General features: G+C 73.3%; 19 protein-coding genes. 3 read left to right on the top strand and 16 right to left on the bottom strand.

Translation table 11 applies throughout. From position 1 onward, the window contains the following. Nucleotides 1-61: 61 nt before the first annotated feature. Together FHX80_RS06535 and FHX80_RS06540 are read left to right on the top strand one after the other, a co-directional pair. Nucleotides 62-1,579 carry an acyl-CoA synthetase gene (locus tag FHX80_RS06535; protein WP_145763332.1) on the top strand — a complete coding sequence of 506 codons (1,518 nt, stop codon included), beginning with the start codon at nt 62-64 and terminating at the stop codon, nt 1,577-1,579. Continuing rightward, complete coding sequence (locus FHX80_RS06540) at nt 1,572-3,029, top strand: carboxyl transferase domain-containing protein (protein WP_145763333.1); 1,458 nt, start codon at nt 1,572-1,574, stop codon at nt 3,027-3,029. Before FHX80_RS06535 ends, FHX80_RS06540 begins: the two co-directional genes overlap by 8 nt. A 47-nt stretch (nt 3,030-3,076) precedes the next feature. Here the strand turns inward: FHX80_RS06540 and FHX80_RS06545 are convergent, their stop codons facing one another. From FHX80_RS06545 to FHX80_RS06610, 14 genes are all read right to left on the bottom strand, one after another. Continuing rightward, complete coding sequence (locus tag FHX80_RS06545) at nt 3,077-3,904, bottom strand: glycosyltransferase family 2 protein (RefSeq protein WP_145763334.1); 828 nt, start codon at nt 3,902-3,904, stop codon at nt 3,077-3,079. A gap of 46 nt (nt 3,905-3,950) precedes the next feature. After that, the gene (locus FHX80_RS06550; RefSeq protein WP_167523370.1) at nt 3,951-5,270 is read right to left on the bottom strand and encodes an ATP-grasp domain-containing protein; all 1,320 of its coding nucleotides are present in this window, start codon (nt 5,268-5,270) and stop codon (nt 3,951-3,953) included. 5 nt (nt 5,271-5,275) lie between these two features. Next, nucleotides 5,276-6,088: a sulfotransferase gene (locus FHX80_RS06555; protein ID WP_145763335.1), complete on the bottom strand. Its 813-nt coding sequence runs from the start codon at nt 6,086-6,088 to the stop codon at nt 5,276-5,278. Further along, nucleotides 6,085-6,984, bottom strand: coding sequence for a sugar phosphate isomerase/epimerase family protein (locus FHX80_RS06560; protein WP_145763336.1), 900 nt, complete (start codon nt 6,982-6,984; stop codon nt 6,085-6,087). The genes FHX80_RS06555 and FHX80_RS06560 overlap by 4 nt, the downstream gene beginning before the upstream one ends. Next, nucleotides 6,981-7,727 (bottom strand): hypothetical protein, encoded by a 747-nt coding sequence (locus tag FHX80_RS06565; protein ID WP_145763337.1) that lies wholly within the window; start codon nt 7,725-7,727, stop codon nt 6,981-6,983. Before FHX80_RS06565 ends, FHX80_RS06560 begins: the two co-directional genes overlap by 4 nt. Beyond that, on the bottom strand, nt 7,724-8,659 hold the full coding sequence (locus tag FHX80_RS06570) for a Gfo/Idh/MocA family protein (protein WP_145763338.1): 936 nt from the start codon (nt 8,657-8,659) through the stop codon (nt 7,724-7,726). The genes FHX80_RS06565 and FHX80_RS06570 overlap by 4 nt, the downstream gene beginning before the upstream one ends. After that, nucleotides 8,656-10,215: an Ldh family oxidoreductase gene (locus tag FHX80_RS06575; protein ID WP_145763339.1), complete on the bottom strand. Its 1,560-nt coding sequence runs from the start codon at nt 10,213-10,215 to the stop codon at nt 8,656-8,658. Before FHX80_RS06575 ends, FHX80_RS06570 begins: the two co-directional genes overlap by 4 nt. A gap of 64 nt (nt 10,216-10,279) precedes the next feature. Beyond that, nucleotides 10,280-10,699, bottom strand: a complete 420-nt coding sequence (locus FHX80_RS06580; RefSeq protein WP_145763340.1) for a VOC family protein — start codon at nt 10,697-10,699, stop codon at nt 10,280-10,282. A gap of 104 nt (nt 10,700-10,803) precedes the next feature. Next, on the bottom strand, nt 10,804-12,096 hold the full coding sequence (locus tag FHX80_RS06585; protein WP_145763341.1) for an ATP-grasp domain-containing protein: 1,293 nt from the start codon (nt 12,094-12,096) through the stop codon (nt 10,804-10,806). Nucleotides 12,097-12,139: 43 nt separating this feature from the next. Continuing rightward, entirely contained in the window at nt 12,140-13,522 is a 1,383-nt protein-coding gene (locus FHX80_RS06590) for an MFS transporter (protein WP_208764591.1), read from the bottom strand. 100 nt (nt 13,523-13,622) lie between these two features. Then, nucleotides 13,623-14,369 carry a polysaccharide deacetylase family protein gene (locus FHX80_RS06595; RefSeq protein ID WP_145763342.1) on the bottom strand — a complete coding sequence of 249 codons (747 nt, stop codon included), beginning with the start codon at nt 14,367-14,369 and terminating at the stop codon, nt 13,623-13,625. Beyond that, nucleotides 14,366-17,494, bottom strand: a complete 3,129-nt coding sequence (locus FHX80_RS06600; protein ID WP_145763343.1) for an amino acid adenylation domain-containing protein — start codon at nt 17,492-17,494, stop codon at nt 14,366-14,368. The genes FHX80_RS06595 and FHX80_RS06600 overlap by 4 nt, the downstream gene beginning before the upstream one ends. Continuing rightward, a complete protein-coding gene (locus FHX80_RS06605; RefSeq protein WP_145763344.1) occupies nt 17,491-18,837 on the bottom strand; it encodes a nucleotide sugar dehydrogenase in 1,347 nt (448 codons plus the stop codon). Before FHX80_RS06605 ends, FHX80_RS06600 begins: the two co-directional genes overlap by 4 nt. A 571-nt stretch (nt 18,838-19,408) precedes the next feature. Continuing rightward, nucleotides 19,409-20,398, bottom strand: a complete 990-nt coding sequence (locus FHX80_RS06610) for a helix-turn-helix transcriptional regulator (RefSeq protein ID WP_167523371.1) — start codon at nt 20,396-20,398, stop codon at nt 19,409-19,411. 276 nt (nt 20,399-20,674) lie between these two features. Between FHX80_RS06610 and FHX80_RS06615 the strand changes: the two genes are divergently transcribed. Then, complete coding sequence (locus FHX80_RS06615) at nt 20,675-21,472, top strand: VOC family protein (RefSeq protein ID WP_145763346.1); 798 nt, start codon at nt 20,675-20,677, stop codon at nt 21,470-21,472. Nucleotides 21,473-21,486: 14 nt separating this feature from the next. Here the strand turns inward: FHX80_RS06615 and FHX80_RS06620 are convergent, their stop codons facing one another. Together FHX80_RS06620 and FHX80_RS06625 are read right to left on the bottom strand one after the other, a co-directional pair. After that, nucleotides 21,487-22,779 (bottom strand): MFS transporter, encoded by a 1,293-nt coding sequence (locus tag FHX80_RS06620; RefSeq protein ID WP_411977542.1) that lies wholly within the window; start codon nt 22,777-22,779, stop codon nt 21,487-21,489. A gap of 193 nt (nt 22,780-22,972) precedes the next feature. Beyond that, nucleotides 22,973-26,026, bottom strand: a complete 3,054-nt coding sequence (locus tag FHX80_RS06625; protein ID WP_145763347.1) for a hypothetical protein — start codon at nt 26,024-26,026, stop codon at nt 22,973-22,975.

Raw genomic sequence — 26,026 nt, forward strand, 5'->3', positions numbered from 1 at the left:
CCGCCGGTTCGAGAGAGGTATGGGGTCGAAAGCGCTTCACCGATCTAGGGTTCACAGGGTGATGCCACTCCTGCCTGAACTCCAGAACCCGGCCGGCCCTACGGCCGCCCGCGAAGCCGTCCGGTTCGGCGAACACCGCCTCACCTACGCGCAGTTGGCCGCTGCCGCGGACGCGCTCGCGGCCCGGATCGCCGACGCCGGACGGGTCGCCGTCTGGGCCACCCCGGCCCCGGAGACCGTGGTCGCGGTGGTCGCCGCGCTACGGGCTGGGGTACCGGCCGTACCGCTCAACCCGAGGACGGGCGAGCGGGAGCTGGCCCATGTCGTCGCCGACAGCGCGCCCTCCGTGGTGCTGGCCGCGCCCGGTGACGTACTGCCGCCCGCGCTGGCCGCGTTGACGCGGGTGGACGTGGACCCGGCCACCGCCGGACCGGCCGGCTCCGCGCTCACCTCCACGTTCGCCTCCACGTTCGCCGAGCCCTCCCCCGAGTCGCCCGCCCTGATCGTGTACACCTCCGGCACCACCGGCCCGCCCAAGGGGGCGGTCCTGCCGCGCCGGGCGATCGCCGCCTCCCTGGACGCGCTGGAGGACGCCTGGCAGTGGACCGGTGACGACGTACTCGTCCACGCGCTGCCGCTGTTCCATGTGCACGGCCTGATCCTCGGCATCCTCGGCCCGCTGCGGCGGGGCGGTTCGGTGCGCCATCTCGGCCGGTTCTCCACCGAGGGCGTGGCCCGGGAACTGGAGTCGGGCGGCACGATGCTGTTCGGTGTGCCGACGATGTACCACCGGCTCGCGGAAGCGCTTGCCCGCCCCACCGCGTCCGGAGAGCCCACCTCGTCCGCCGGGCCCACCGCGTCCGCCGGGCTCGCGAAGGCTCTGGCGGGCGCCCGGCTGCTGGTCTCCGGATCGGCCGCGCTGCCGGTCCACGACCACGAGCGGATCGTGGCGGCGACCGGCCGCCGGGTCATCGAGCGGTACGGCATGACGGAGACGCTCATGAACACGGGCGTGCGGGCCGACGGCGAACCGCGCCCCGGCACCGTCGGCGCCCCGCTGCGCGGCGTCGAGCTCCGTCTGGTCGAGGAGGACGGCAGCGCCCTCGCCGACCCCGCGTCCATCGGCGAGATCCAGGTGCGCGGCCCGAACCTGTTCACCGGCTACCTCAACCGCCCCGACGCGACGGCCGCCGCGCTCACCGCCGACGGCTGGTTCCGTACCGGGGACATGGCCACCCTCGACCCCGACGGGTACGTGCGGATCGTCGGCCGCAGGGCCACCGACCTCATCAAGAGCGGCGGCTACAAGATCGGCGCGGGCGAGATCGAGAACGCGCTCCTGGACCACCCGGGCGTCCGCGAGGCCGCCGTCACCGGCGAACCCGACCCGGACCTGGGCGAGCGGATCGTCGCCTGGGTGGTGCCGGCCGATCCCGCCGCCCCGCCCCCGGCCGGTGAACTCGCCGACCATGTGGCGGCCCTGCTCTCCCCGCACAAGCGGCCCCGCACGGTCCGCTACCTGGACGCGCTGCCGCGCAACGACCTGGGCAAGATCATGAAGCGGTCGCTCCATGGCTGACCGGCTCTCGGCCCGTGGCGCGATCGCCGCCGTCACCGCCGACTTCACCGAGTCCACCGACCGGCACGAGGACACCGCGGCCGACGGACCGCTCGGCTGGACGGGATACGCGGACTCCCGGGCGCGGGCCACCGCCCGCACCGGCGAGCGGGAATCCGTCGTGCACGGCCTCGCCCGCATCGGCGGGCAGCCCTGTGTCCTGGTCTCGTTCGAGTTCGGGTTCCTCGGCGGCTCGCTCGGGCAGCGCACCGGGGACCGTCTGGAAGCGGCGTACGAGGAAGCCGTGACCCGGCGGCTCCCACTCGTCTCGCTGATCGCCACGGGCGGCAGCCGGATGCAGGAGGGCATGATCGCGCTCACCCAGCTGCACCGGGTGGCCCGTGCGTCGGCGCGGCTGCGGGCGGCCGGTCCGGCGCAGCTCGCGGTCCTGCGCGACCCGACGACCGGCGGCGGCTGGGCGACCCTGGGCGCGGGCGCCGATGTGATCCTGGCGCTGCCGGGGGCCCAGGTCGGGTTCGCCGGTTCCCGGGTGCGGCCGCCCGGCGCGGACCCGCTCGCGTACACCGCCGAGGGTCAGTTGGCGGCCGGCCAGATCGACGCGATCGTGCCGCCGGAGGAGCTGGCCGCCACCCTGGGCCACTGGCTGGGCGTGCTCGCCCACCGCGACTCCGCGCCGGTGCCGGCGCCGGTGCCGGCCGCGCTCTCCATGACCGGGGGTCCCGCGCCCGCGCCGGTCCCCGCCGCGCTCTCCGCGACCGGGCTGCCCCGGACCGGCTGGGACGCCGTGGTCCTGGCCCGCTCCGCGTCCAGGCCGCGCGCCGAGGCGTACCTGGACGCCTACTTCGGGATACGGCTCCCGGTCCACGGGGACCGCTGCGGGGGTACGGACCCCGGGCTGCTCTGCGGATTCGGGCTGCACGAGGGTCGGCCCGTCGCGTATGTCGCCCAGTGCGGCACCGCGACCCGCCCAGCGGGCTACCGGACCGCGGCCCGGGTGATCAGGCTGGCCGACCGGCTCGGCGTCCCGGTCCTCACGCTGGTCGACACCCCGGGCGCCGCCAACGACGCCGAGGCGGAACGGGCCGGTGCGGGTGCGGCCATCGCCGACGCCTTCACGGCGATCGCGGCCGCCCGGGTCCCCGTCACCACCCTGGTGATCGGCGAGGGCGGTTCGGGCGGCGCACTGGCCCTGGCCGCACCGGACAACACCCATGTCACGGCTGACAGTTACTTCTCGGTCATCGCGCCGGAGCTCGCCGCGGCGATCCTGAAGCGCGGGCCCGGCGAGGTGCGGGCCACCGCGGACCAGCTCCGGCTGCGTCCGCAGGATCTGGTCGGCCTCGGTGTCGCCCGCTCGGTCGTCGGCCCGGCCCCCGACCCCGGCCCGGACCCGGACCGGGCCGGCGCCCGCCCGGTCGTCGGTCCGGACCCCGAGCAGGCCCCTGAATGAGCTCCGGCGGGGCAGGGGCCGGACCGCCCGCCCCCAGGCCGGTCGCGTCAGGCCGTCGGAAGGGCCGTGGCCAGTGAGTTGGCCGCCTGCAGCCCGATGTTCAGACCCGCCGCCGCCGGGTCGTCCGACCAGGGCTGCACCTTGGCGCTGGCCGTGATCCGGCGCATCGCCGCGGTGGGCGTGCTGCGTGGCGCGAGCCGGCCCGCCCGCCACGCCTCGCGCAGAGCGATGCCCGCGCCCTTGCTGTTGCGGTGGGCCACCCGGAGCGCGGGAACGAAGTGGACCCGCCCGTCGGCCTGCGCCAGCCGCTCCACCAGGCCGTTGTCGCTCGCCGTGACAACATCGGGAAACCCGTCGGCGGCCAGGAACCGCTCCGTCCACACCGCGGAGTTGCCGCCCGCGAAGAAGGTCACCTCGCTGTACGCCGCGTGCTGGGCGTAGCGCACCTCGTACCGGTACTGGCGGGCGCGGGCCACGACGCTGCTGTCGAAGGGGAGCACCCGGCCGGTGACGGCGGCCCGGTCCTCGGTCAGCGCCGAGTCCAGGACGTGGAACCAGTCGGGCAGGGGCCGGGCGTCGTCGTCGAGGAAGGCCAGCACATCGCCGGTCGCCTCCTTCGCCGCCCAGTTGCGTCCCGCGGCCGCTCCGCGCCGTCGGTCGTTGCGGAGCAGCCGTACGGGGAAGGGGTGCGCCGCGTCGTCGACCCGGAGCGGGGTCTCGGAGGCGTCGTCGACGAGGATCACCTCGTGGACGATGCCGGTGTCGCAGTCCGCTATCGCGGTCAGCAGCACCCGGATGTCGGCGGGACGGTTGCGGGTGGCGACCACCACGGAGACCTTCTTGGCGCGGTCCGGTCGCTGTTCGGTCGTGCTCATGGCCGTACTCCTTGCGGACGTTCGTCGATGGTCACGGGCTGGGCGGTCACGGGGCGGCCCGTCGCAGGTTCGCCGTCGCGGGTTCGCCGTCGCGGGTTCGCGGTGCCGCGAACGGGTCGAGCACCTCGTCGACCTCTTCGAGGAGGTCCCCGAGCGTGGCCTGCGGCCGCGCCCCTCCGGCCGCCGGTTCGGTGGCGATCACGATGCGGGCGGCGGCCTCCCGGGCGCGTCGCACGGCCGTCCCAGTGTCCGCGCCCCGGGCCACGACGTAACCGCAGCGGTCCTCCGACCAGCGCAGTTCGTGCACGGTGTCACCGGCCGCCACCTGGACGTCGACCTGGACGACCCCGTCGGCCGCCTCCGCCTCCTGGACACCGCTCACCGAGGTGACGACACCGGGCTCGGCGACCAGGAACCGGATGGCCGCCGCACCGTCGGCCGCGGGGCCGGCGGGCACCGGGTTCTCCTCCAGGGCCAGCCGGTAGGTGCTCTCCTCCAGGTCCACGCCGTGGACGAGGCGTACGAGATCGTTGATGCGGTCGCCGCCACGCCGGCTGTGCGACTCCACGACGCGGGGCCCGTCGGCGGTGAGGATCAGCTCGGTGTGTGCCGGGCCGTCCACCAGTCCCACCGCGTCGAGCAGCGCCACCACCATGTCGTGGACGGAGGCGAGGTCGGCGTCCCCGATCCGGGCGGGCACCACATGCCCCAGCTCGACCACTCCGCCGCCCGTCTCCTTGCCGGTGAGGGCGACGACGGTGTGGGCGCCGGCGGCGGAGAAGGACTCGACACTCAGTTCGTCCCCGACGAGCAGTTCCTCGACCATGAAGTCCGTCAGGCCGAACTCCTCGCGCCAGGCCCAGGCCCCGTCGACCTCGTCGGGTGACGTGATGACGCGTACGCCCAGGCTCCCGGAGCCCATCGTCGGCTTGAGCACGGCGGCCCCGTGTGCCTTCACGAAGTCGCGCAGCTCGGCGTGGGCGGGGCCGGTCAGGGTGCGGACCGGGCCGATGCCCCGTTCGTTCAGCAGCGCGCGCAGCGCGGGCTTGTCGTGCAGCAGCCGGGTGGTCCGGGCGCTGTTGCCGGGCAGGCCCAACGCCTCGGTGAGGTGGCCCACGACGGCCTGGGCCGCCTCCGTCTGGGTGAACACCCTTGAGATGGGGCGCTGTTCGTGCAGTACGCGGACGAGCGCGGTGACGGTCGGTACGTCCTGGTAGTCGACCAGCAGGAGCTGGGCGCAGTGCTCCACGACGTCCGGGTCGAACGCGGACGGCTTCTGGATGTGCACCACCTCGAAGCCGAGGCCGGCGGCCTTGCGTACGATGCCGGCCTTGCCGCCGACGACGAGAACGCGGGTTGCGGACACGGGGATCACCTCTGCGTGGTTGTCGTGAGCGGTGCGGGGGATGCGGCTTCGCGCAGCGCCGCCCAGACGGCGGCCGTTTCCTGCGGCAGGTCCGCGTCGGGGGCGGCTGCGGGGGTACGGGCTTTGAGGCCGGCGAGATAGGGCCGCAGCTCCAGCCCGGTGAACGCCTCCAGGCGTTCCGTCTCCTCGCCCCCGCACAGGGACCGGTAGTCGATCACCAGCCGGCGGTCTGCGGGGATGCCCGGCGCGAACTCCAGCCAGTGCCCGTTCCACGCCGTCCACTTGTCGACGGCGGCCCGCTCGCTCGTCGGCAGCCAGGGCCGGTCGCCGGTCCAGCTCAGCATGGAACGCGCGGCCTCCGCGGGGTGCCGTACGAGCATCACGTAGCGCGCGTCCGGCAGCACCTCGCCGAACCACGGCAGGTGGAGCAGGTACTCGTTGTACTTGTCCCCCCAGCAGGGCAGGCCCTCGTTGCTCTCCGTGAGGATGCGCCGGGCGAGCACGGCCGGGTCGTCCCCCGCCGCTCCCTCGGCCACGTCGCGTGCCGCCCGACGCAGGGCCTCCTCGACGCGGGCGCGCCAGCGTTCGACACCGGCCCCGTCCGGCGGCCGGCGGTCCAGCGCGTGCAGGATCTCGTCGGTACGCAGATGGCGGGCGGCCAGGTCCTCGCGGCCGAGCCAGCGGTGCAGCAGGTAGGGCAGTTTGCCGTTGACCGTGAAATGCCCTCCCGCGTCGTGGAAGGCCATGTTCATGGCGTAGGCCAGGGCTGTCGTGCCGCAGCGCTGACTGCCCAGCAGAATCACGGGTGTTGTGCTCATGCGTTCGCCTCCGCCGCGTCACCGGGCCGGTCCGGTGACGCGGTGACCTCGGTCAGGGTCCTCGTCATTTCCCGCAGCAGCCGCATGCAGGTGGAGCTCGCCTCGAAGCCGCCCCGGGTGAACTCGTCGCCCCAGGGCTCGTCCCGCTGGGCCTGGGTCAGGACCCGGCCGATCCGCCAGTGCGTCTCCAGGGAGAGCCAGCCGCGGTATCCGTCGTCCGCGAGCCGGCGCAGGATCCGCGGCCACGGCAGGTCGCCTTCGCCCAGCCGGACATAGCTGTCGCGGCCGTCGGGGTCCTTCACGTGGACGTGCCGGATCCGGTCGCGGCCCAGGGCGTAGTCCTGCGGGAACGGCACCGGGTCCCAGCCGCTGAAGACACTGTTGCCGGGGTCCCAGAGGATGCCCAGCCGGTCGTCCCCGAGCTCGTCGAGGAACTCCAGGGTGTGCCGCATGGTCGGGCTGTTGGTGCGCATTCCCGTCTCCACCACGAGCGGGACACGGTCGGCCGGCACGCCGTGCAGTACCTCGCGCGCCGCCCTGGCCGCCGTGACCGGGTCCGGGTCGCCGTCCCGGTAGAAGGTGAAGACACGGACGAACGGCGCGCCCAGCAGTTCCGCCCTGCGCACGGCGTCCACGACCAGGGCCCGCACCGCGGCGATCTCCGCGTCGGTGCGGGGCACGGCGCACTTGAGGGCGGGCGGGTCGAAGCCGACGACCTGGAGCCCGTGACGTGCCACGGAGTCCCGTACGGCGGTCAGTTGGGCGTCGTCCATCAGATGGGGCGGCACTTCGCCGCTCGATCGGATCTCCAGCCCGCCGAAGCCCTGCCGGGCCGCCTCGGCTGCGGCCTCGTCGATGTCCTGGGACAACTCGTCGTTGATGATGGCGAGTCTCACGTGAGGATCTCCTCGCTGGGGGCAGGGGAAGCGCCGGCGGGATACCACGCGAGGAGCTGAGCGGTGTCCTCCGCGAGCGACGGGGCCTTCGACTCGACGGTCACCGCGCGCAGTCCGCCGGCCGCCGCGAGCACCTCGCGGGTCCGCTCGGGACGGGACGCGCCGAGCGGCTGGTGCCGGGAGGTGTCGGGGGCACTCCAGTCGAACCCCTTCACCTGGGCGTACGAGGTCCACGGGGCCAGCCGGGCGGCAGCGGCCACGGGGTCCCGGTCGATCCTGGCCAGGCCCATCGTGTCGAGCAGGATTCCGGTGCCCGCGCGCCTGCACAGCTCCTCGAGTTCCGGGACGGGCGCGTAGCCGTGGTGGGTCTCGACCAGCACCAGGGCGCTGTCGCCGACCCGGCCGGCCAGTGCCCGGACCTGGGCGAGCGTCAGTTCGATGCGGTCGGGCTCCGTGCACCCGGCGGCCGCGAACACCTTCACCGGCAGCCCCGGCTCCGGCCACCGCAGGTCCGCCGCCCCGCCGGGCGGGTGGGCCTGGTCACCGAGGACGGTGGAGACGCCGACGAAGCACACCTCGGCCCCGGCGGCGCGCAGCGCGGGAAGCCCGTCCTGTTCCCAGGCGTGGCCCTTTCCCTCCCGTACGTCGACGGCGGAGCCGCCGAGCGAGAGGGCGAGCCGGGCCAGCTCCCCGGCGGGGAGCCGGGACGCGGAACCCGACGACAGTCCGATCAGGGGAGTCATGCGAGCACCGCCGGTTCCCCGGCCACCGCGGCCAGGATGTCCGTGACGGCGCGCGCGCCCTCGAGGTGGCAGCGCCGGGGAGGCAGCCCGGTCGCCACGGACTCGGCCATCTCCTTGTACACCTCGCCCCGCAGCGCCGCGGTCGGGGCGGTCGGCCAGGTCCGGCCGGTGTCGCCGATCTGGGTGATCACCGTGCCGTCGGTGATGCTCAGCCCGCCGTCGGGTCCGAGCACCTGGAGGCGTTCGGTGCGCACGGTCGACTCGGCGGTCACGGTGAACGCGAGGGTGGCTCCGGACCGGAAGACGACGGTTCCGGTGACCCGGGTGTCGATGCCCTCCGCGAGCTGCCTGGTCGGCGCCAGCGTCACACTGTCCGGCCGGCCCAGCACCTGGCAGGCCAGGTCGAGGTAGTGGACGCCCAGGTGGGCGGCGATGCCGCCGAGCGCCGCGACGGGGTCGCTGCGCCAGCCCGTCCTGCGGTAGTGGGCCGGCGGCCGGAACCGCGACACCTCCAGCACGGCGGTCACGGCGGGGTTGGCCCAGTCCACGGCGAGCACCTGGGCGGGCAGTCGCACCCGGTGCTGGAGCATCACCCCGACCGGCCTGCGGGCCCGTGCGGCGGCGTCCGTGATCATGTCGATCTCGGCGGCGGAGACGGCCGGCGGCTTCTCCAGGAGTATCGCCTTGCCCGCCTCCAGTGCCTCCACCGCCATCCCGGCACGTCCGCCCGGCGGCACGCACAGGGCGACCAGCTCGACGTCCGGGTCGTCCAGCAGTTCCCGCCAGGACCCGGCCCGGCGCAGGTCGCCGGTGTCGACCGAGGCGTCCAGTTCCAGTACGGCGGCCACTCCGGCCTCCGGCATCGGATCCAGTGCGGCGGCATGCTGACGGCCTGCGACCCCGAAGCCGACGATTCCCACTCCGAGGCTCATCGGGCGCTCCCCGAACCGGCGGGGGCCTCGCCCATGGCCCAGCCGAGCCGTTCGACGACCGCGGCGGGCACCGAAACGCCCTGCTCACGGGCGACGGCCTCGGCCAACTGCTCCTGCTGTTCGGGCAGATGGACGTCCGGCGGGCCCTGCGGGTAGCCGGCCGCCACCGCGCCCGAGAGCACCGCGAGCAGCTCGTCCACGGGCGGGTTCCCGAAGGCCGCGGGGGAAAGGGCGAGGAACAACTGGGAGCAGTCCATGGCGCGTTCGGGCTCGGCCCGCTGCTTGTGCACCAGCGGGCTGACCGTGCCGCCCGCCAGGATGCCGGCCAGCACCTCGGTGATCACGGCCACGCCCAGCCCTTTGTAGCCGCCGAACACCGGTACGGCGCCGCCCCGGTCGAGCTCCTCCGGGTCGGTGGTCGGCCGCCCCTGACGGTCCACCAGCCAGCCCGCCGGTATCTGTTCGCCGCGGTGCGCGGCGTGCCTGATCTTGCCGCTGGCGACGGTTCCGGTGGCGAAGTCCACGACGAGCGGGAGTCCTTCGGCGCGGGGGACGACCATGCACACGGCGTCGTTGCCGAGGGTGGGGCGTCCGGCGCCCGGCGCGGCGACGCTGGGGCCGGAGACGTTGAGCACGAGCCCGACGACGCCGTGCCGCACGAAGTGCTCGCGGTAGGCGGCGAGCATGCCCACGTGGTTGTTGCCCCGGACGGCGACGGCGGCCAGACCCGTCTGGGCGGCCCTGCGCGCGCAGGTCTCGGCCGCGCTCTCGGCCGCGATCTGGCCGAAGCCGCCGTGGGCGTCGAGTACCGCGACGGTCCCGCCCTCGCTCAGCCACTCGGGCTTGGCGTCGGGGTCGATGCCCCCGCGCTCCAACCGGTCCAGGTACATCGGGAGCAGTCCGACGCCGTGCGAGAAGTGGCCCCGTACATCGGCGTCGACGAGGACCCGTGCCACCAGTGCGGCGCGGTCGGCCTCGACGCCGGCGGCCGTCAGCGACCCGACGGCCGCGTCGGTCAGCGCCGCGACGGTGAACCGGATCTCCGGTTGTGCCTCCTGCACGGCGTCGGTGCGGGGGGCCCGGTTCAGCTCGACGACCCGGTCGGCGGCCGACGCGATGTCCGCGTCGGTCGTCACCAGGAGCACCGCGCTGCCCCGGCGGGCGGCGGTCCGCGCCTCCTCGGTGTGCGGGTCGGCAGACCCGGACGGGCCGGACACCGCGTCGACCACGACCACCGGTGGAACGGCCTGCCCGGCCGGCGTGTGCTGCCCGGCCCGGACCACCGTGACCCCGGCCGGGCGGACGGGGGTGATCCGCCGGGGCCGGCCCGCGTCGCCCACGGTGATCGAACCGTACTGGGCGCGCCGCCGGCCCGACAGGACCTCGGTCAGGGCCGCCGCCGGTCCGGTGCCGTCCGCGAGTACCGCGACGATCTCACCGGCGGCCACGCTGACGGTCAGCCCTGCGATCAGGATGCGCTCGGCGCCCTCCGGGCCCTCGGCCACGATCAGGTCCGCCATGCGGAATGCGGGCTGCCTGCCCGCTGCTTCGGTCATTTCTGGCTCCTAGTGATGCCGTGGTACGGATGCGGTACGGCGCCGGCCGGTCAGGGACGGTGTGTCAGGAAGCGGCCTTCGGCTCCAGGAACTCCAGCCTGTTGCCGAGCTTGTCGAAGGCGTAGAAGCGGTCGTGGCCGGGGAAGTTGTCGTCCCACGTCACCTCGTGGCCGCCCGCCTCCAGCCGCTTGGCCAGGCCGCCCAGCGAGCGGACGAGGATCCCGGGGTGCGCCTTGAGGGCCGGGGCGAAGTCCTTCTCCACCCCGAGGTGGACCTCCAGGCCGCCGCCGCGGAACCAGCAGCCGCCTCGGGCGGCCAGGACCGGGGGCTTCTCCAGCTCGGTCATGCCGAGCACCTCTCCCCAGAACTGGCGGCACAGGTCCTCGGCACCCGGCGGGATGGCGAGCTGGACGTGGTGCAGGCCGCCGAACGCGTAGTCGGTGGTGTTCTCTGCGGTGTTCTCTGCGGTGTTCTCTGCGGTCATCTTTCTTCTCTCTCTTCTCGCTGTTGTACGGGCGGCCCGCCGCGACGGGTCGCCGTGTGGCCCGGACTGCCTTGCCGTGCAGGTCCGTTGCTGCCGACAGACTCTCAGCCGGAGGCGGTGAGCGCCTCGTGGCGGGCGGCCATACCGTCGCTGCGGACGGTGAACGACAGCTTCCGCACGCCCTCCTGGGCACGCCGCAGCGCCTCGTCCGGTGTCGCGCCCACCGCGCACACATGGGCGCCGCGGGCGAACGAACCGGTCACGCCCTTGAGTCGCTTGCCCACGTCCATCAGCACCTCGACGTCCACGACCCCCTCCAGGGCACGGGCCTCCTCCTCGCCGGAGACCTCGACGATCTCGCCGACGGCGTCGGGGCACGCGTACCAGATCGCGGCGGCGCCCGGCCCCTCCCCGGGCTCCGCCAGGGCGGCCCGCACCTCGTCGAGGACCTTCAGCCCGACGGCCTGCCGGGCGACGAGGCCGATCATGTCGACACCGCGCACACGCGCCCACAGCTCGGGGATCTCGTCGCCCGCGGGCCGCAGATGGGTCTCCACGATGTGCACGGCGTCGGCGGCCACGATCACCTCGGTGTGCGTGACGCCCTGCTGTACGCCCAGGGCCCGGAGCATGTCCCCGACCACGGCGCGGATGCTCTCCTCGTCGGCGTCCGGCAGCGGGGCCGGCACGACGTGCCCGACCTCCACGAAGTGGTCGCGCTCGGAGATCTTGCGGGTGATGCCGACGACCAGGTGCTCGCCGTCCTCGCTGACGCTCTCCACGCTGTACTCGTCGCCCTTGACGTACGGCTCGACGAGCAGGGCCGCGGAGTCCAGGCCGCCGGCCCCGGTGGCCCCCCACTCCAGCGCCCGTTCGATGTCGTCGGGTCCGTCGATCCTGGTGACGCCCTTGCTGGCGACGCCGCGCACGGGCTTGCAGATCAGCGGGTATCCGGTCTTCTCCGCGACCTTGATGACGCCCTCGGCGTCATGGACGGTCTCGGCGGTGACGTCGTCGACACCGGCCGCCGCGAGCACCCGCCGCATCTCGTACTTGTCGGCGACGGCCGCCACCGTGTCCGGGGTGTGCCAGGACAGGCCCAGGTCGAGGCCGATGGCCGCGGTCTTCTCCGTGTCCTTCTCGGTGAAGTTGGTGAGCCGGTCGACGGGGTCGACTGCGTTCACGAACCGCGCGGCGGCCACCCATTCGTCCACGGGGGCGTCCTCGCGCAGCACGATCAGCCGCTGGATCTTCTCCCGGCTGCGCAGCCGCGGCACGACCTCCGGGCGGCAGATCACGGTGGTGCGCAGACCGGGCCATGCGTCGCGGGCCCGGTCGGGCAGGTCTCGGCCACCGCTGACGATCAGCAGATGCCGGGGCTCGGGTGTGTCGGACATGGCAATCCTTCGTCGGTACGGGATCCGTCGGTGCGGAGCGGAATCAGGAGCCGCCGGCGGCGGGCACGGGGTCGGGGTCCTGGACCGCCTGTTCCGGGACGGCGGGCTTCTCCCGGGTGCCGACCCAGCTCAGCGCGGCGGACAGCGGGAAGCAGACGGCCAGGATCAGCCAGCCGCCGGGGCCGGTCCGGGTGAGCAGCCACAGCACCACGGCCGGGCCCGCGATCTCGGCGGCGGAGAAGCCCACGTTGAAGAAGGCCAGGTAGCGGCCCTGGGCTGCCTCGGGTGACAGCGCGAACGAGATCTCCCACGACGAAGCGGAGTGCAGCAGTTCGCCGAAGGTCAGCAGCAGCAGCGCGACCGTCAGCGCCACGATCGCCCACGCCGGGGTGTCCACGACGCCGCTCACCGCGAAAGCCACACAGGCGAACAGCAGGAGTACCGACGACTGGGTGGTGGCACGGGTCGCGGAGGACAGGCTGTTGATGTGCCGGGTCGCCCTGACCTGGGCCACCACGGTGATGACGGTGTTGGTGGTGACCAGGACGGTGATCATCCAGATCGGCGAGCGGGTGTGCTCGGCCACCCAGAGCGGCAGCACGGTGATGAGGATCGCGTCGTGGAGGAACAGCACCCCGTTCGCGGCCGTCGCGGCCACGAACCGCCAGTCGCGGCTCGGTGGCACGAGGGGCTTCGCGTCCTTCGCGTCACCCGTGTCCTTGACGACCGTGCGACCGACCTTGGGCAGCATCGTGATGAGGGCGAAGACGAACAGGAAGCTGATCGCGTTGCCGACGAACAGCAACTGGAACCCTGTCTTCGACCCGGTCGTCAGGGCGATGCCCGCGAGCGAGAATCCCACCGTGAAGCCCAGATTTCGCAGGGACCGGATGAATCCCATGGTGCGGTTGCGTTCCGTGCCGGTGATGAGCCGGCCGACGAGTGCCTGGTTGAGCGGCTGTCCGGCCCGGTCCATGATGTACAGCACACACGCCGTGAAGACGAACTGGGTGAAGCCCTCGACCCGCAGGTACGCGATGTAGCCGATGGCCCGCCAGATACAGACGACGAGCAGGACGTTGCGCGGACCGAACCGGTCCGCGAGCATGCCCATCGGCACGGTGGTGGCGATGCCCATGATGCCCGCGATGCCGAGCCCGACGCCGAGCTGGGTCGCGGTGAGACCCGCGAACCGGGTGAAGTACAGGGCGGAGCCCGCCAGGAACATGCCGGTGCCCATGGAGCCGACCAGCGCGTTCACCGCGATGATCCGGGACTCCCGGGTGGCCGGCATGGCACTGGTCAACCGGTCGCGCCAGGAGGGCTTCTCGGCCGGTTCGGCCCGGGTGGCCGGGTCGGCCCCGGTGGCCGGGTCGTCCTGCTCGGCCGGTTCGGCCTGGGCGGCCGGGTCGGTCGGTTCGGGCATCGGGTTCCCCTCGGAAGGACGGTCGGGACGGACGGCGGGCGTCGGACGTGGGGTGTCGGACTGCGTGCGTCGGACGTGGGGTGTCGGACGTGGGTGTGGGTTACGCCCACCCGGTGCGCCAGTGGCGCACCAGCCCGTCCCATGCGTCGGCCGATCCGGACGGCAGATAGGTGCGCCTGATCGCCTGTGGGCTCTCGGTCCAGGGGGCGGCGGGCGAGCGCACCGTCCCGAAGGCCAGCACCTCGTCCGGGAGTGCGGGATCCTCCGGGACGCCGCCGTACGGATAGGCGAACAGCCGGGCGGGCCCCGGCCCGTACCTGGCCCGGACGTCCGCGAGCGACCCCTCGGTCTCCCGGCGCCCCTCGTCGGCCGGAGCGCGGTCGAGATGCGGGTGGGTGCGGGTGTGGGCGCCGATCAGATGACCGTCGTCCGCGAGCCGGTCGCACTCCTCGTACGTCAGGTGGTCCTGGCGCGGCTGTTCGCTGCGCTGTCCCAGCAGGCCGGTGCAGACGAAGAACACCGCCCGCACGCCGAACCGGTCGAGGATCTCCCTCGCGTGGACCGTGTTGTCGCGGTAGCCGTCGTCGAAGGTGACGAGCACGGCCGGCCGGTCCGGCCGGCGCGGCCCGCCCTCGGCCAGCAGGTCCGCGGGGTCGTAGGGGTCGAAGTCCTTGAGCACCCGCTCCAGGCCGGTCGCGAACTCGTCCGGGGTGACGGACGTGTAGTGCCGCAGCTCGGGGTGGACGTGGTGGAAGTAGAGGACCAGCGGCCAGCCGGGCGCGCTGCCGGTGGCCGGCTGGTGCTCGGCCGGTATGCCGGGGAAGTACGGGGCTTCGGGCACGGTCATCGGGCTGCTCCGGACACGTTCTTCGGGGTGGGCGCCGCGGCGGGGGCGAGCGGGCCGAGGATCTGCCGCATGACCCGGTCGATGTGGCCGGCCAGCGCTTCGACGCGTTCGGGAGCGAAGTGGCCCGTGGAGTACTTGAGGCTCAACTCCAGTTCCCCGCCGACGATGTCGCCCTCCGCCATCAGCAGGTAGCGCTCATGCTGGAGGGGTGAGCGGTGCGCCCCGAAGCTCTCCGCCGCCGGCCTCAGCACGGCGCCGGGCGCCCGCTGTTCCAGCCGCAGGAGATGCCCGCGGAAGTTGAGGCGGACCGCGGGCCGCGCGGCGGAGTCCAGCGCCGCGCGTTCCGCGGCGTCGGGCGAGGAGAACCGCAGCGCGTCGAACCCGTACCGCCGCTCCGGAAGAGCGGCCGGCCGTGCCAGCGCTGTCCGCAGGGCGGCGATCGACTCGCCCTCCCAGCGGAGCACCGCGGGGAACGTGCTCTGTACGTAGCCGACGGTTCGGGACAGGTCGAGGTGGCCCGGGGCGACATCGCGGCTGTGTGCGTACACGTCCACACCGTGTACCGGTTCGCCGGTCCACGCCGCCAGGCCGCCCACCAGGCAGCCGAGTGCGAAATCGTGCGGGGCCACGCCAAGTGCGGGCAGTTCGTGGGTGACCAGCCGGGTCGCGTCGGCGGGCAGCCGGAAGCGGTGGGTGCGCAGGGTGGGCAGCTCGGCGGGGCCGTCGCCGTCGGGTCGCAGGACGGCGAACCCGCCGGACGCCGCCGCCCACACGGCGGCGTCCGCCCGCGCCTGGTCCGTGCGTACCCACTCCTGGAGTGCCTGGCCGACGGCGCGCGGGCCGGTGACGGCCGATTCGGGGGCGTCGCCGCCGAGCAGTGCCTCCAGGTCGTCCACCAGCAGGCCCATGGACACGCCGTCCAGCACGAAGTGATGAACCGTCAGCAGCAGCCGTGCCGTGCCGTCGCCGATCTCGGCGTGCAGCAGCTGGAGGACGCGGCCCGAGGACAGCGACATCGACCGCTGAGAGGCGGCCAGTTCCTCCTCCAGGCGCTCGGTCCGCTCCTGGGGTGCGACCGCCGAGAGGTCCACATGGCGCACGGCGGAGTGGGGCGCCGGTTCGGTGAGTTCGGCCGTTCCGTCGTCGTGCAGCGCGGTGCGCAGCGCCGAGTGGCGCCGCATCAGCGCTCCGGCGACCAGCGCGAGGCGCTCCGCGGGCAGTCCGGAGTCCAGGGTGAACAGGGCGTTGAGGCAGAAGTGGTCGCGTTCGGGGAGGTCGCCGTCGCCGAGCCACCGCCGCTGCGCGGGCAGCAGACGGAGCGGGCCCGCGGGCTCGTCCGCCACGACCGGGACCGGCGCCGCGCGCTCCGCCGCCCGTGCGACCGCCGCGCGGGCGGTGCGCCCGGCGAGCAGGTCCCCGGGGGTCATGGGCACGCCGAGGGCGCGCATCCGGGCACACACGCGCATGGCCATGAGGGAGTCGCCGCCCTGGGCGAGGAAGTCGTCGTCCGGTCCGAGCAGGGGTGCCTGCAGGAGGCCGCGCAGCGCCCGGACCACCGCGTCGAGCGGCGCCGGTCCTTCGCCCCCGGTGTCCGACGGGCCGGTGTCCGCGGCCCCGGCCCGGTCTGCCAGCAGTTCGGCGGCCGCCGCGGCCGCGGCGCGGCGGTCGGTCTTGCCGGAGGTGGTGAGCGGCAGCCGGTCGAGCACGGCGATGCGGCCGGGCACCAGGTAGCCGGGGACCCGGCCCCTCAGGTGTTCGCGGACGGCCCGCGGATCCGGTCCCTGCGCGCTGCGGGCGACGGCGGCGGCGAGCAACTGCCCGCCGTTGCCGTCGTCCAGGGTGAAAGCCGTCGCCGAGCTCACCCCGGGCACGTCGAGCAGGTGCCGGTCGACCTCGTCCAGTTCGATGCGGTGTCCGCGCACCTTCACCTGGTTGTCGATACGGCCCAGGAATTCGAGGGTGCCGTCCTCGTACCGCCGCACGAGATCGCCGGTGCGGTACATGCGGGCCCCCGGCTGCTGGGTGTACGGGTCGGGGCAGAATCGTTCGCGGGTGCGCTGCGGGTCGCGCAGGTAGCCGGCCGCGAGGAGGTCGCCGCCGATCCACAGCTCGCCCGGTTCTCCCGGCGCGGCGGGCAGGCGGTTCTCGTCGAGGACATGGAGGACCCTGGTGCCGACGGGCCCGCCGATGGGCAGTCCCCCGGTCTCGGGAAGGTTGTGGTGGGGTGCGATCACCATGGCCGTCGCGGTGATCACGGTCTCGGTCGGCCCGTATCCGTTCACCAGGGTGGTACCGGCGAGCGGGGTGCGCCGGTGGGTGCGGGCGTCGGCGGTGGTGGCGTTCTCGCCCCCGATGACGACGGTGCGCACGGCCCCGAAGGACGGGCCGGCCGCCCCGTCCAGCTCGGAGCAGATCATCCGCCAGTAGGCGGTGGGCAGTTGGAGGACCGTCACGCCGAGATCGCGGACGAGCGAGGCGAGGTCGTCCGTGCCGGGGACGCCGCCCTCGTGGAAGGCGAGGGTGCCGCCGGCCGCCAGCGTGGGCCAGATCTCCTCCTGTGCGACGTCGAACCCGATGCTCGCGAACTGCAGCACCGTGTCGTGCTCGTCGAGCCCGAACAGACCTGTCGCGGCGGTGACATGGCCGGCCAGCGCCCGGTGTCCCACCAGAACGCCCTTGGGGGCTCCGGTGGATCCGGAGGTGTAGATGAGGTACGCGGCGGGTCCGTCGGCCGTCATCGCGTCCCGGTCGTCTTCCGCTCCGTCGCGCGGGGCGGCCAGAGCCGTCGGTCCGGTCTCCGCGTCGATGAGTGCGACGGCGCGGGAGTGGCCGAGCAGATGGCTGCGGCGTTCCTCGGGGGTCGCGGTGTCGATCGGCAGGAAGACGGCGCCCGCGAGCCAGCTCCCGAGCATGGCGGCGACCGCGCCGGGGCCGGACGGCAACCGCACCGCGACCGTGTCCCCGGGGCGTACCCCCAGTTCCGCCAGGGTCTGTGCGCGTTCCCGCGCCCGCTCCCACAGTTCGGCATAGGTCACGGTGGTGTGCCTGGTGCGGAGCGCGATCGCGGTCGGCCGGTTCTCGGCGTGCGCGCGGACCATCGCCGGCGCGCCCATGGGCTCGGTCATGCGAGTGCCCCGTCCGTGGCAGCGGTCGGCCCGCTGGGGTCCAGTACGAGCCGGGCCTGCGCCAGCAGTTCCGTCCGGTACATCTGGTGGTGCTGGACGACCAGGGTCAGGTCCGCCGTGGCGAGATCGTCCATCAGGTCGCCGCTGGGGCGGACCGCACGGCCACGCGCCGTGAACGTGGTCACGTACGGGTCGTGGAAGACGACCTCCGCACCGGCGGCCAGCAGTTCGACGGCCAGCGGCTCCGCCGGGGAGTGACGGGTGTCGGCGACATCGGGCTTGTAGGTGACACCGAGCAGCAGAATCCGGGCGCCCCGTACGGCGATGCCGCGCGCTGCCAGCATCTCCTGTGCCCGGGCCGCGACCCAGACCGGTACCGAGTCATTGACGCACTGGGCCTGTTCGGCCATCCGGAACGGCATACCCGCCTGCGCGGCGCGGTGCACCAGGTAGAGCGGATCGACCGGGATGCAGTGGCCGCCGACCCCCGCACCCGGCCGGAAGGGGGTGAAGCCGAAGGGCTTGGTCGCCGCCGCCTCGATGGTGTCCCACACGTCGACGCCCAGCCGGTGGCAGATCTGCGCGAACTCGTTGACCAGCGCGAGGTTGACCTGGCGGTAGGTGTTCTCCAGGATCTTCGCGGCCTCGGCCTCCCTGGTGGAACGGGTGACGTGCACGCGTTCGGTGAGCTTGCCGTAGAAGGCCGCCGCCCGGGTGCCGCACTCGGGCGTGAGGCCGCCGACGACCTTGGGCGTGTTGTGGAAGCCGTACCGGGTGTTGCCCGGGTCGACCCGCTCGGGCGAGAAGGCCAGGAAGAAGTCCTCGCCCGCCACCAGTCCCGACTCCTCCAGGATGTCGCGGATCACCCCGTCGGTCGTGCCGGGGTAGGTGGTCGACTCGATGATCACGAGCTGACCGGCGGTCAGATGGTGGCGGACCGTGCGCGCCGCGGACAGCAGCGGTCCCAGGTCGGGCACACCGCGGGCATCCACCGGGGTGGGTACACACAGGGCGATGACGGAGCATTCGCCCAGGTAGTCGGGGTCGGTCGTGGCGTCGAGGAGGTCGGACACCGCACCGAGCTGGGCACGGGTCACGGTGTCCACGGGGGGCCGGCCGATGTTGACCTGCGCGACGAGGAAGTCGCTGAGGTCGAGGCCGCGGGTCCGGTGACCGGCCGCCGCCGCCGCGACGGCGAGCGGCAGGCCCGCGTACCCGATGCCGACGACGGCGACCTCGACCGTCCGGTCGTGGCCGGGCGTGGCGCGGGAGTCGGCCTCTGGGCAGCCGGAGGTGCGGGCCGCTCCCGTCGGGTCGGGCGGCGCGGCGGCGATGACGTCCATCGAGAGGCTCCTGGGAATGCGGGCTGGGAGTGGGTGCGTTGCTGCGCTGCGCGCTGCTACCACCAGCCGTTGTCGTCCACCCGGGCCTCGGGCGCGGCGGGCAGGCCGATCGACGCCAGGTCACGTTCCGGCGCTTCCGCGCCCGGTGCGGCACAGAGTCCAATTCCGGACAGACCGAAGAAAGTGCTACAACGAGAGTCATGGACGGTCACAGACATACGTATCCCCCGGGTGTCTGTTGATGATGAAGGTTCGAGCTGATGACACCGGTGTGCGGGTGGTGTCCTGGCATGCTTGCGCGATCAATGCTGCGGGCCTCGCCCTGCTCGATCAAGCCACAACAGCGGCGTGGACATGCCATGGCGAAAGAAGGACATGCCCCCAAAGTTTCTCACTATGTGAGACAGGAACGGAATGGGAACCGCCAGTTCCGCTACCGCTCCGCGGCTTGGCCCGACTTGGCACGGCACGGCATGACATAGCGCGGCGCGGCCCGGTCCGGAGCCGCACGACTCGGCGCGGCGCGGCGCGACCGCGCGTGACGTGACATGCGCGGCACGACCGCACCTCGTCAGTCCAGCAACCCCAACTCGGCCACCCGCAGGGCCGCCTGGAACCGCGTCTGCGCCCCGAGCCGCTCCAGCAGCCCGGCGATGGAGCGGCTCAGGGTGCGCGGAGAGACACCCAGGCGGCGGGCTATCGTCTCGTCCTTCAGCCCGTCGGCGAGCATCCGCACCACGGCGAGATCCTGGGCGTCGAGCACCGGGTCCGCCGTCCGGCCGGCCGGTGCGAGGTGGGACGGCGTGGCCGCGTGCCAGATGTAGTCGTAGAGCGCGTGCAGCGATCTGACCAGCGCGGGCCCGTGGATCGCGAAGGCGCCCCGGCTGCTGTCGTCCGGATCGATGGGAAGCACCGCGAGGTCGTCATCGAAGATGATCATGCGCAGGGGCAGGTACTCGGCCGTCCTGGCCTCCCTGCCCGGCCGTTCCGCGTCCGCCAGATAGGCCGCCATATGGGGAGTCTCCGCCGTCCGGCGGGAGTACAGCGCCTCCACCCGGATGTCCCGGCTCTCCATCTCCTTGTCGCGCAGCAGCATGTCGTCGATGATCCCCTCCGGCGGGGCGCCGCCCGGGTGCATCGACCGCATGCGGACCGTGGCCGTGCTGCCGGCGTCCTCCAGGAACGCGTTCACCAGCGCCGGCGCCGGCAGGATCTCGATCTCCACCGCCTCGCGCCGCTCGTCCCGAAGCCGCGGGTAGTCGCTGATCAGCGACGATATCGCCGTACGGATCCTCGACACATGCTGGAGGTGGGCCGTGGTCTGCCGGTCCTCGGCCGACAGCAGCCGTGTCAGCGCCGCCTCGGGCGTCACCGTCACATAGCCGCACGGCGCCTCGGACGCCGGAACCAGCAGCCCCACCCCGCTCAGCTCGTCACAGACCTGCTCGGCCTCCGCCAGGGAGCAGCGCACGTCCCGCGCCATCTCCTCAAGGGAGCGGTCCGGGTTCCGGTGGATCAGCCCGTACAGCCTCCAGCGCACCCGTTCGGGTCCCACGGTCACGAAGCCCCCCTGCCCCACATCCGGTCCCGGGGCCGTCGGCCCCGGGCGGGCCGTCCGCCGGACGGCCTCCGATGGGCCACATGTTGGCACAGGAGTACGAGCCATATACATGCAAGGGCCATACGAGTGGGATCTCCTGTTACCCGCCTCCGACCATGCCGTCACATTTCACCGACACGCCCGACGCGCAGGGGAGGCAATGGGTGGTTAACGTAAGAAAACGGACCACCGTCGCATGACGGGTACCGAGTGGATCAAGTGAGGAGAGGACCGGCCATGGCCGCAGAATCAGAGGGCACACCCTGCTGGGCCGATGCGACGTTCGGTGACTTCCCGGCGGCGAAGCGCTTCTACGGTGAGCTCCTGGGCTGGACCTACGGTGACGCGCGGCCCGAGTTCGGCAACTACACCCAGGCCTACGTGGACGGCAAGGCGGTCGCCGCCCTGATGCCTCCCGTGCCCGGCCATGACCTGCCGGCCGCCTGGACGCTGTACCTCGCGTCGCCGGACGCCGCGGCCACCGCCGCGAAGATCCGCGAGCACGGCGGCGAGGTGCTGGTGGGGCCCATGCGGGTCGGGGAGTTCGGCACGATGGTGCTGGCCCGCGACCCGGGCGGGACGGCCTTCGGGGTGTGGCAGGCGGGCAGCCACGAGGGGTTCGGTGCGCGCGCGGTGCCCGGTGCCTACACCTGGGCCGAGGTCTTCACCCGGGAGCCGGAGAAGGCGGACACCTTCTTCCGCGCCGTCTTCGGGTACGGGGTGAAGCGCATGGAGGACGACGCGATCGACTTCACGCTCTACGACCTGGGCGCGGACCCCGTGCTCGGCAGGATGAAGATGACGGAGGACTTCCCGCCCGAGGTGCCCCCGTATCTGAACTTGTACTTCACGGTCGCGGACTGCGACGCGGCGGTGGAGAAGGCGCAGGAACTCGGGGCGCAGCTCCGGTTCGGCCCGCTGACGATCCCGTTCGGCCGGTTCGCCTCCCTGACCGACCCGCAGGGCGCGCCGTTCTCACTGATCGACAACAAGACGACCGGGGGCGAGCTGCCGAAGATCTCGGATGTCTCCTGACGGGACGGCACCCCCTACGCTTCTGGATGGCGTGCGTCGTACCGCGCGAACCTGGGCCACCGCAGCGCCAGCAGCCCCACGGCGACCACGCACGCGATCCCTCCCCCGGTCACCGCGAGGCCCGGGGAGGCGAGGTCGGCGACGGATCCTGCCAGGAAGTCTCCGAGGCGTGGGCCACCCGCCACCACCACGACGAACACGCCCTGGAGCCGTCCTCGCATCTCGTCCGGCACGGCGGCCTGGAGCATGGTGTTGCGGAAGACCATGGACGTGGTGTCGGCCGCCCCGGCGAGCGCCAGGAAGATCAGCCCGAGCCAGAGCTGCCGGGTCAGCCCGAAGACGGCCACGGCGGTGCCCCAGCTCGCGACCGCGAGAAGCACGGCCAGCCCGTGCCGCCGGATCCGCCCCAGCCAGCCGGAGAACACCCCGCCCAGCAGCGCCCCCAGCGCGGGGGCGGCGACCAGCAGTCCGGTGGTCTTCGCGTCGCCCCCGTACCAGAGGACGGCGACGACGGGGAACAGTGCGCGGGGATTGGCCAGCACCATGGCGCACATGTCGGTGAAGAACGTCATCCGCAGATTGGGCCGGGTCCCGAGGAACCGCAGCCCGTCCATGACCGACGGCCGCTTCCCGGCCGCGGCGCTCTCCGCCCCCCGCTCGGGCAGCATCGCGGGCAGCCGCCACATCGCGTACAGCGAGGCCGTGAAGGTGACGGCGTCGATGCCGTACGCCGCCCGGTACCCCCACCAGCCGACGATGAGGCCCCCGAGCATCGGTCCGACGAGCGCGCCCGTGGTGCTGGTCATGGAGTTCAGCGCGTTTGCGGCGGGGAGTTGCTCGGCCGGCAGCAGCCGGGCGATCATCGAGCTGCGGGCCGGTGAGTTGAGCGCGAAGCAGACGGCCTGGAGCGCCACGACCGCGTACAGCGGCCCCACCCGCTCCACCCCGGCGACGGTGACCGCCACCAGCCCGACGGAGAGCACGAACGACCCGAAGGCACTGACCAGTCCCAGCTTGCGCCGGTCGACGGTGTCGGCGATGGCACCGCCGTACAGTCCGAAGACGACCAGCGGCACGAGCGAGCAGAATCCGATGAGCCCGACGGAGAAGGCGGAGCCGGTGAGTTCGTACACCTGGAGCGAGACGGCGAGCGCCGTCATTCCCTGTCCGACCCAGGAGACCGTGTTCCCGAACCAGAGCCGCCGGTAGTCGGGCGAGGTCCGCAGCGGGGTCAGGTCGGCGAATATGCGGGATCGAGGAACGGGCTCATCGGCCTCGTCCGTCGTTTCGGTCAGGGATTCGGTCACGGAGAATGGTAACGACGGGCCGGAAGCGCCAGCCGTCGGGAGCCTTCCCTACGGCCTGCGGTTCCGGCGCCTCGGAGACCGACGTCGCGGCTGTTGATGCCGGCCAGGGTCTCCCGGCGGACCAGCGGCCGTGCGCCGCCGTCGTGGACGGCCACCACCGGCGGGGTGCCGCCCCGGCACCCCGCCCGTCGTATCACTCCTCGTCGCGCAGACGGGCCGCCAAGGAGATCAGCGGCGCGGCCTCCTCGGCGTGGCCCAGGGCGGTCAGGCGGGAGATCGCCGCGTCGAGCCGGGTGAGGGCGGGGGCCGTGCGTTCCAGGTAGATGCCCTCCACGGCGCCCGCGAGACGGGCGCACTCGGCCCACTCGCCCGCGTCGTCCCCGGCCGCTGTCGGCTCGCCGATCAGGACGAGGGCCTTCTCCAGGGCGGCCAGGGCGTCCTCGTACTCACCGGCGTAGGCGTTGACCCGCCCGTGTTCGTAGGCCAGGGCGGAGTCCAGGGAACGGCCGAAGGCCTCGTACTCGGCGGCGCGGGCCTCGTCGGCGATCCGGCCGGCGCGGGCAAGGTGGGCGAGCGCGTCGGCCAGGCCGTCGGGGCCCTGCTGCTGGGCCTGAAGGCGGGCGATTTCGCGCAGGCAGTTGCTGAGCTGCTCATAGCGCGGGGCCTTGGCATGGGCGGCGAGCGCCTGGTCCGCGACCTCGTGGGCCCGGCCGAACTCGCCGGACTCGGCGAGGAGTACGGCCGTCTCCGAGGCGATCAGGGCGTGGCTCCCCGGGTCGTCGGCCCAGTCGGCCGACTGGGCCGCGAGGGCGACCAGCTCCGCCGTGGCGGCCTTGAGGTCCTCCCCCGCGTGCAGCGCGCGGGCGCGGGTCAGGCGCAGCTGTGCCACGAGCCGGTCGTCGAGCTCTCCGGCGGCGACGTCCGGTTCGGCCAGGAGGGAGTCGAGCAGGGCGATGCAGTCCTCGACGCGGCCCAGGTCGAGGCTGAGCTGCGCCGCGTTGCTGTAGGCGCAGAACGCGTCGGTCCGGTTGCCCCGGCGCAGTTCCAGCTCCGCCGAGCGCGTCAGGTGCCGCAGTGCCTCGTCGGGGCGTTCGAGGTGCATGCATGCCTCGGCCTGATCACCGTGGAGACGGGCGTCGTCGGACACCACGGCCGGCCAGTCGGCGGCCAGTCGCAGAGCCTCGGCCAGGTCCTCGTGCGCCGCCTGCGCGTCCTTGAGGCCGAGCCGGAGCCGGCCACGCAGTCCGAGGGTGCGGGGCAGATGCCAGGCGGGGCCGTGCGTCTTGAGCCGGTCGAGGAGGGTGTCGAGTTCGGTGACCGCGGCGGGCAGGTCGCCGGAGAGCGCGTGCGCGCCGGCCCGCAGCAGCGCGGCGCCGGAGATCTGTGCGCCGATGCCGTGCCGGGTGGCGAACTCGTGCAGCAGGTCCACCTCGGCGAAAGCCGGCGCGATGTGTTCCTCGCTCCCCGACGTCTGCAGGCGCAGGCCGAGCGTGGTCGCCCGCATCCGCAGCAGGCGGGCCTCCTGGTACGGGGCGAGATCAGGTGCCTCCTCGTGCAGGCGGACCATGGAGGCGTGGGCGGCGGTCAGCGCGGCGGCCTTCGCCCCGGCTCCGCCGTCACCCTCCGCGGAAGTCTCGGCAGGAGCTTCAGTGGAGGTCTCGGTGGGGGTCTCGGCAGGAGTTCCGGTGGGAGTCCCGACAGCGGTCTCGGCAGGAGTCCCGGAGGCAGCCCCGGCAGCGGTCTCGGTGGGGATTTCGGCGGTGGCGAGCAGCGCGCAGGCGCGGGCGTGCGCCGCGTGGCCGGGCTCCCCGGCGTCGTCGTACAGGCCCGCGGTCTCCTCGTGGAGGGCGGCGGCGTCGGCGAACTCGCGCTTCTCGCCGGCCCGGACCGCCTCGTCGAACAGCAGATCCGCGCGCAGTCGCACGAGCGGGCCCACGGCCGGGTCGTCGGGGTGGGAGTAGTCGCGGGCGGTGACGAGCGGGCGCAGCTTCGCCCAGCACGCCTGTGCGTCCGGGTGCCCCTGCTCGTCCAGTGCCCGTGCCTGGCGGATGAGTTCGGGCAGCGACTCCGGGAGCGCGGCGGCCGTGCGGGCGGCGGGCGCGGCAACCGGGACGGCCGGGCTCACGTCGTCGAGGCTGCGGGTGCGCAGCGTCAGGTCCAGCGCGTCCAGGAGCGGGGCGCGGCCGAGGCGGATCGCGCGGCGTTCGGTGTGGGCCTCGGTTCCGTTTCGGGCGTCGAAGCGGGCGGCGAGGTCGTCGGCGCGACCCCGCACCTCGGCGCGCAGGCCGGCCACCGTCCAGGTGCGGCCCGGGTATCCGGCGGCGGGCAGTTCGCCGTGGCCGAGGAGTTCGACTCGCTGGAGGAGGACCTCCACGCCGGTGAGGAAGTCGAACAGGTCCAGCGGTGAGTCCACCTCGTCGAACAGGTTCCGGTTCTCGGCGAGCAGCTCCAGGCCGCGTGCCTCGTTGCCGGTCAGCGCGCAGAACTCCAGGTGCCGGCCGACCTCTCCGGACATCGAGGGGTTGCGGCGGCAGCCGCGGTAGCCGACGAGGTGCAGTTCGCGGGCCCGGTCGATGCGGCCGGTGCGCAGCAGGGGCAACAACGCGTACGAGACGGAGCGGGCCGGTTCCTCCAGGCAGGACCCCTTCCCGTCCAGGACGGGCTCCCAGACGGCCAGCGCCCGTTCGTCGTCACCCGCCGTGAGGTGGTGGAGGGCGAACTCGCAGATCTCGCAGGCCTCGCAGTCGCTGAGCTGGGTCCGGGGGCGGGCCGCCCACAACTCGTAGGCGAGGGCGGTGCCCTCGCCCATGTGGGCGGCGAGCTGGTAGGCCTGTCCGTAGTAGGGCTGGAGGCCCAGGCCGGCCTTCGCGTACCGGTCGCGCATCTCCGTCAGCCACTGGCGCAGGCCGGCCAACGGCATCTCGGGCAGCGCGTGCAGGGCGTTGGCCACCCACTTGAACCGCCAGAACAGCGTGTGCCGCCGACGCTCGTCGAAGGCGTCGGGCTGCTCGTCGAACATGGTGAGCAGGCGCGCGAAGACGACGGGCGACTTGCGAGGTTCGGAGCCGTAGGTGTACGCCTCCTGAAGCTCGAAGAGCGCGTGGACGAGGGGAACGGGCTCCGCGAACTGCTCGGCGGCGTCCACGAGCTCCTCGGCGGTGACCGTGCGGGTACGGCCGTAGGGGCGCCGGTCGTTCTCCTGGAGCGCCCGGTACAGCTCGTCGGTGTTCTGGGGTGCGGTCGGCAT

The organism is Streptomyces brevispora, assembly GCF_007829885.1.
Classification (GTDB): domain Bacteria; phylum Actinomycetota; class Actinomycetes; order Streptomycetales; family Streptomycetaceae; genus Streptomyces; species Streptomyces brevispora.

What these genes read in the sequence shown, in the direction of transcription:
- FHX80_RS06570 (WP_145763338.1), bottom strand. Translation starts at nt 8,659, where the DNA reads ATGAGCCTCGGAGTGGGAATCGTCGGCTTCGGGGTCGCAGGCCGTCAG.
- FHX80_RS06555 (WP_145763335.1), bottom strand. Translation starts at nt 6,088, where the DNA reads ATGAGCACAACACCCGTGATTCTGCTGGGCAGTCAGCGCTGCGGCACG.
- FHX80_RS06535 (WP_145763332.1), top strand. Translation starts at nt 62, where the DNA reads ATGCCACTCCTGCCTGAACTCCAGAACCCGGCCGGCCCTACGGCCGCC.
- FHX80_RS06585 (WP_145763341.1), bottom strand. Translation starts at nt 12,096, where the DNA reads ATGTCCGACACACCCGAGCCCCGGCATCTGCTGATCGTCAGCGGTGGC.
- FHX80_RS06625 (WP_145763347.1), bottom strand. Translation starts at nt 26,026, where the DNA reads ATGCCGACCGCACCCCAGAACACCGACGAGCTGTACCGGGCGCTCCAG.
- FHX80_RS06540 (WP_145763333.1), top strand. Translation starts at nt 1,572, where the DNA reads ATGGCTGACCGGCTCTCGGCCCGTGGCGCGATCGCCGCCGTCACCGCC.
- FHX80_RS06605 (WP_145763344.1), bottom strand. Translation starts at nt 18,837, where the DNA reads ATGGACGTCATCGCCGCCGCGCCGCCCGACCCGACGGGAGCGGCCCGC.
- FHX80_RS06590 (WP_208764591.1), bottom strand. Translation starts at nt 13,522, where the DNA reads ATGCCCGAACCGACCGACCCGGCCGCCCAGGCCGAACCGGCCGAGCAG.
- FHX80_RS06545 (WP_145763334.1), bottom strand. Translation starts at nt 3,904, where the DNA reads ATGAGCACGACCGAACAGCGACCGGACCGCGCCAAGAAGGTCTCCGTG.
- FHX80_RS06565 (WP_145763337.1), bottom strand. Translation starts at nt 7,727, where the DNA reads ATGACTCCCCTGATCGGACTGTCGTCGGGTTCCGCGTCCCGGCTCCCC.
- FHX80_RS06595 (WP_145763342.1), bottom strand. Translation starts at nt 14,369, where the DNA reads ATGACCGTGCCCGAAGCCCCGTACTTCCCCGGCATACCGGCCGAGCAC.
- FHX80_RS06615 (WP_145763346.1), top strand. Translation starts at nt 20,675, where the DNA reads ATGGCCGCAGAATCAGAGGGCACACCCTGCTGGGCCGATGCGACGTTC.
- FHX80_RS06580 (WP_145763340.1), bottom strand. Translation starts at nt 10,699, where the DNA reads ATGACCGCAGAGAACACCGCAGAGAACACCGCAGAGAACACCACCGAC.
- FHX80_RS06575 (WP_145763339.1), bottom strand. Translation starts at nt 10,215, where the DNA reads ATGACCGAAGCAGCGGGCAGGCAGCCCGCATTCCGCATGGCGGACCTG.
- FHX80_RS06600 (WP_145763343.1), bottom strand. Translation starts at nt 17,494, where the DNA reads ATGACCGAGCCCATGGGCGCGCCGGCGATGGTCCGCGCGCACGCCGAG.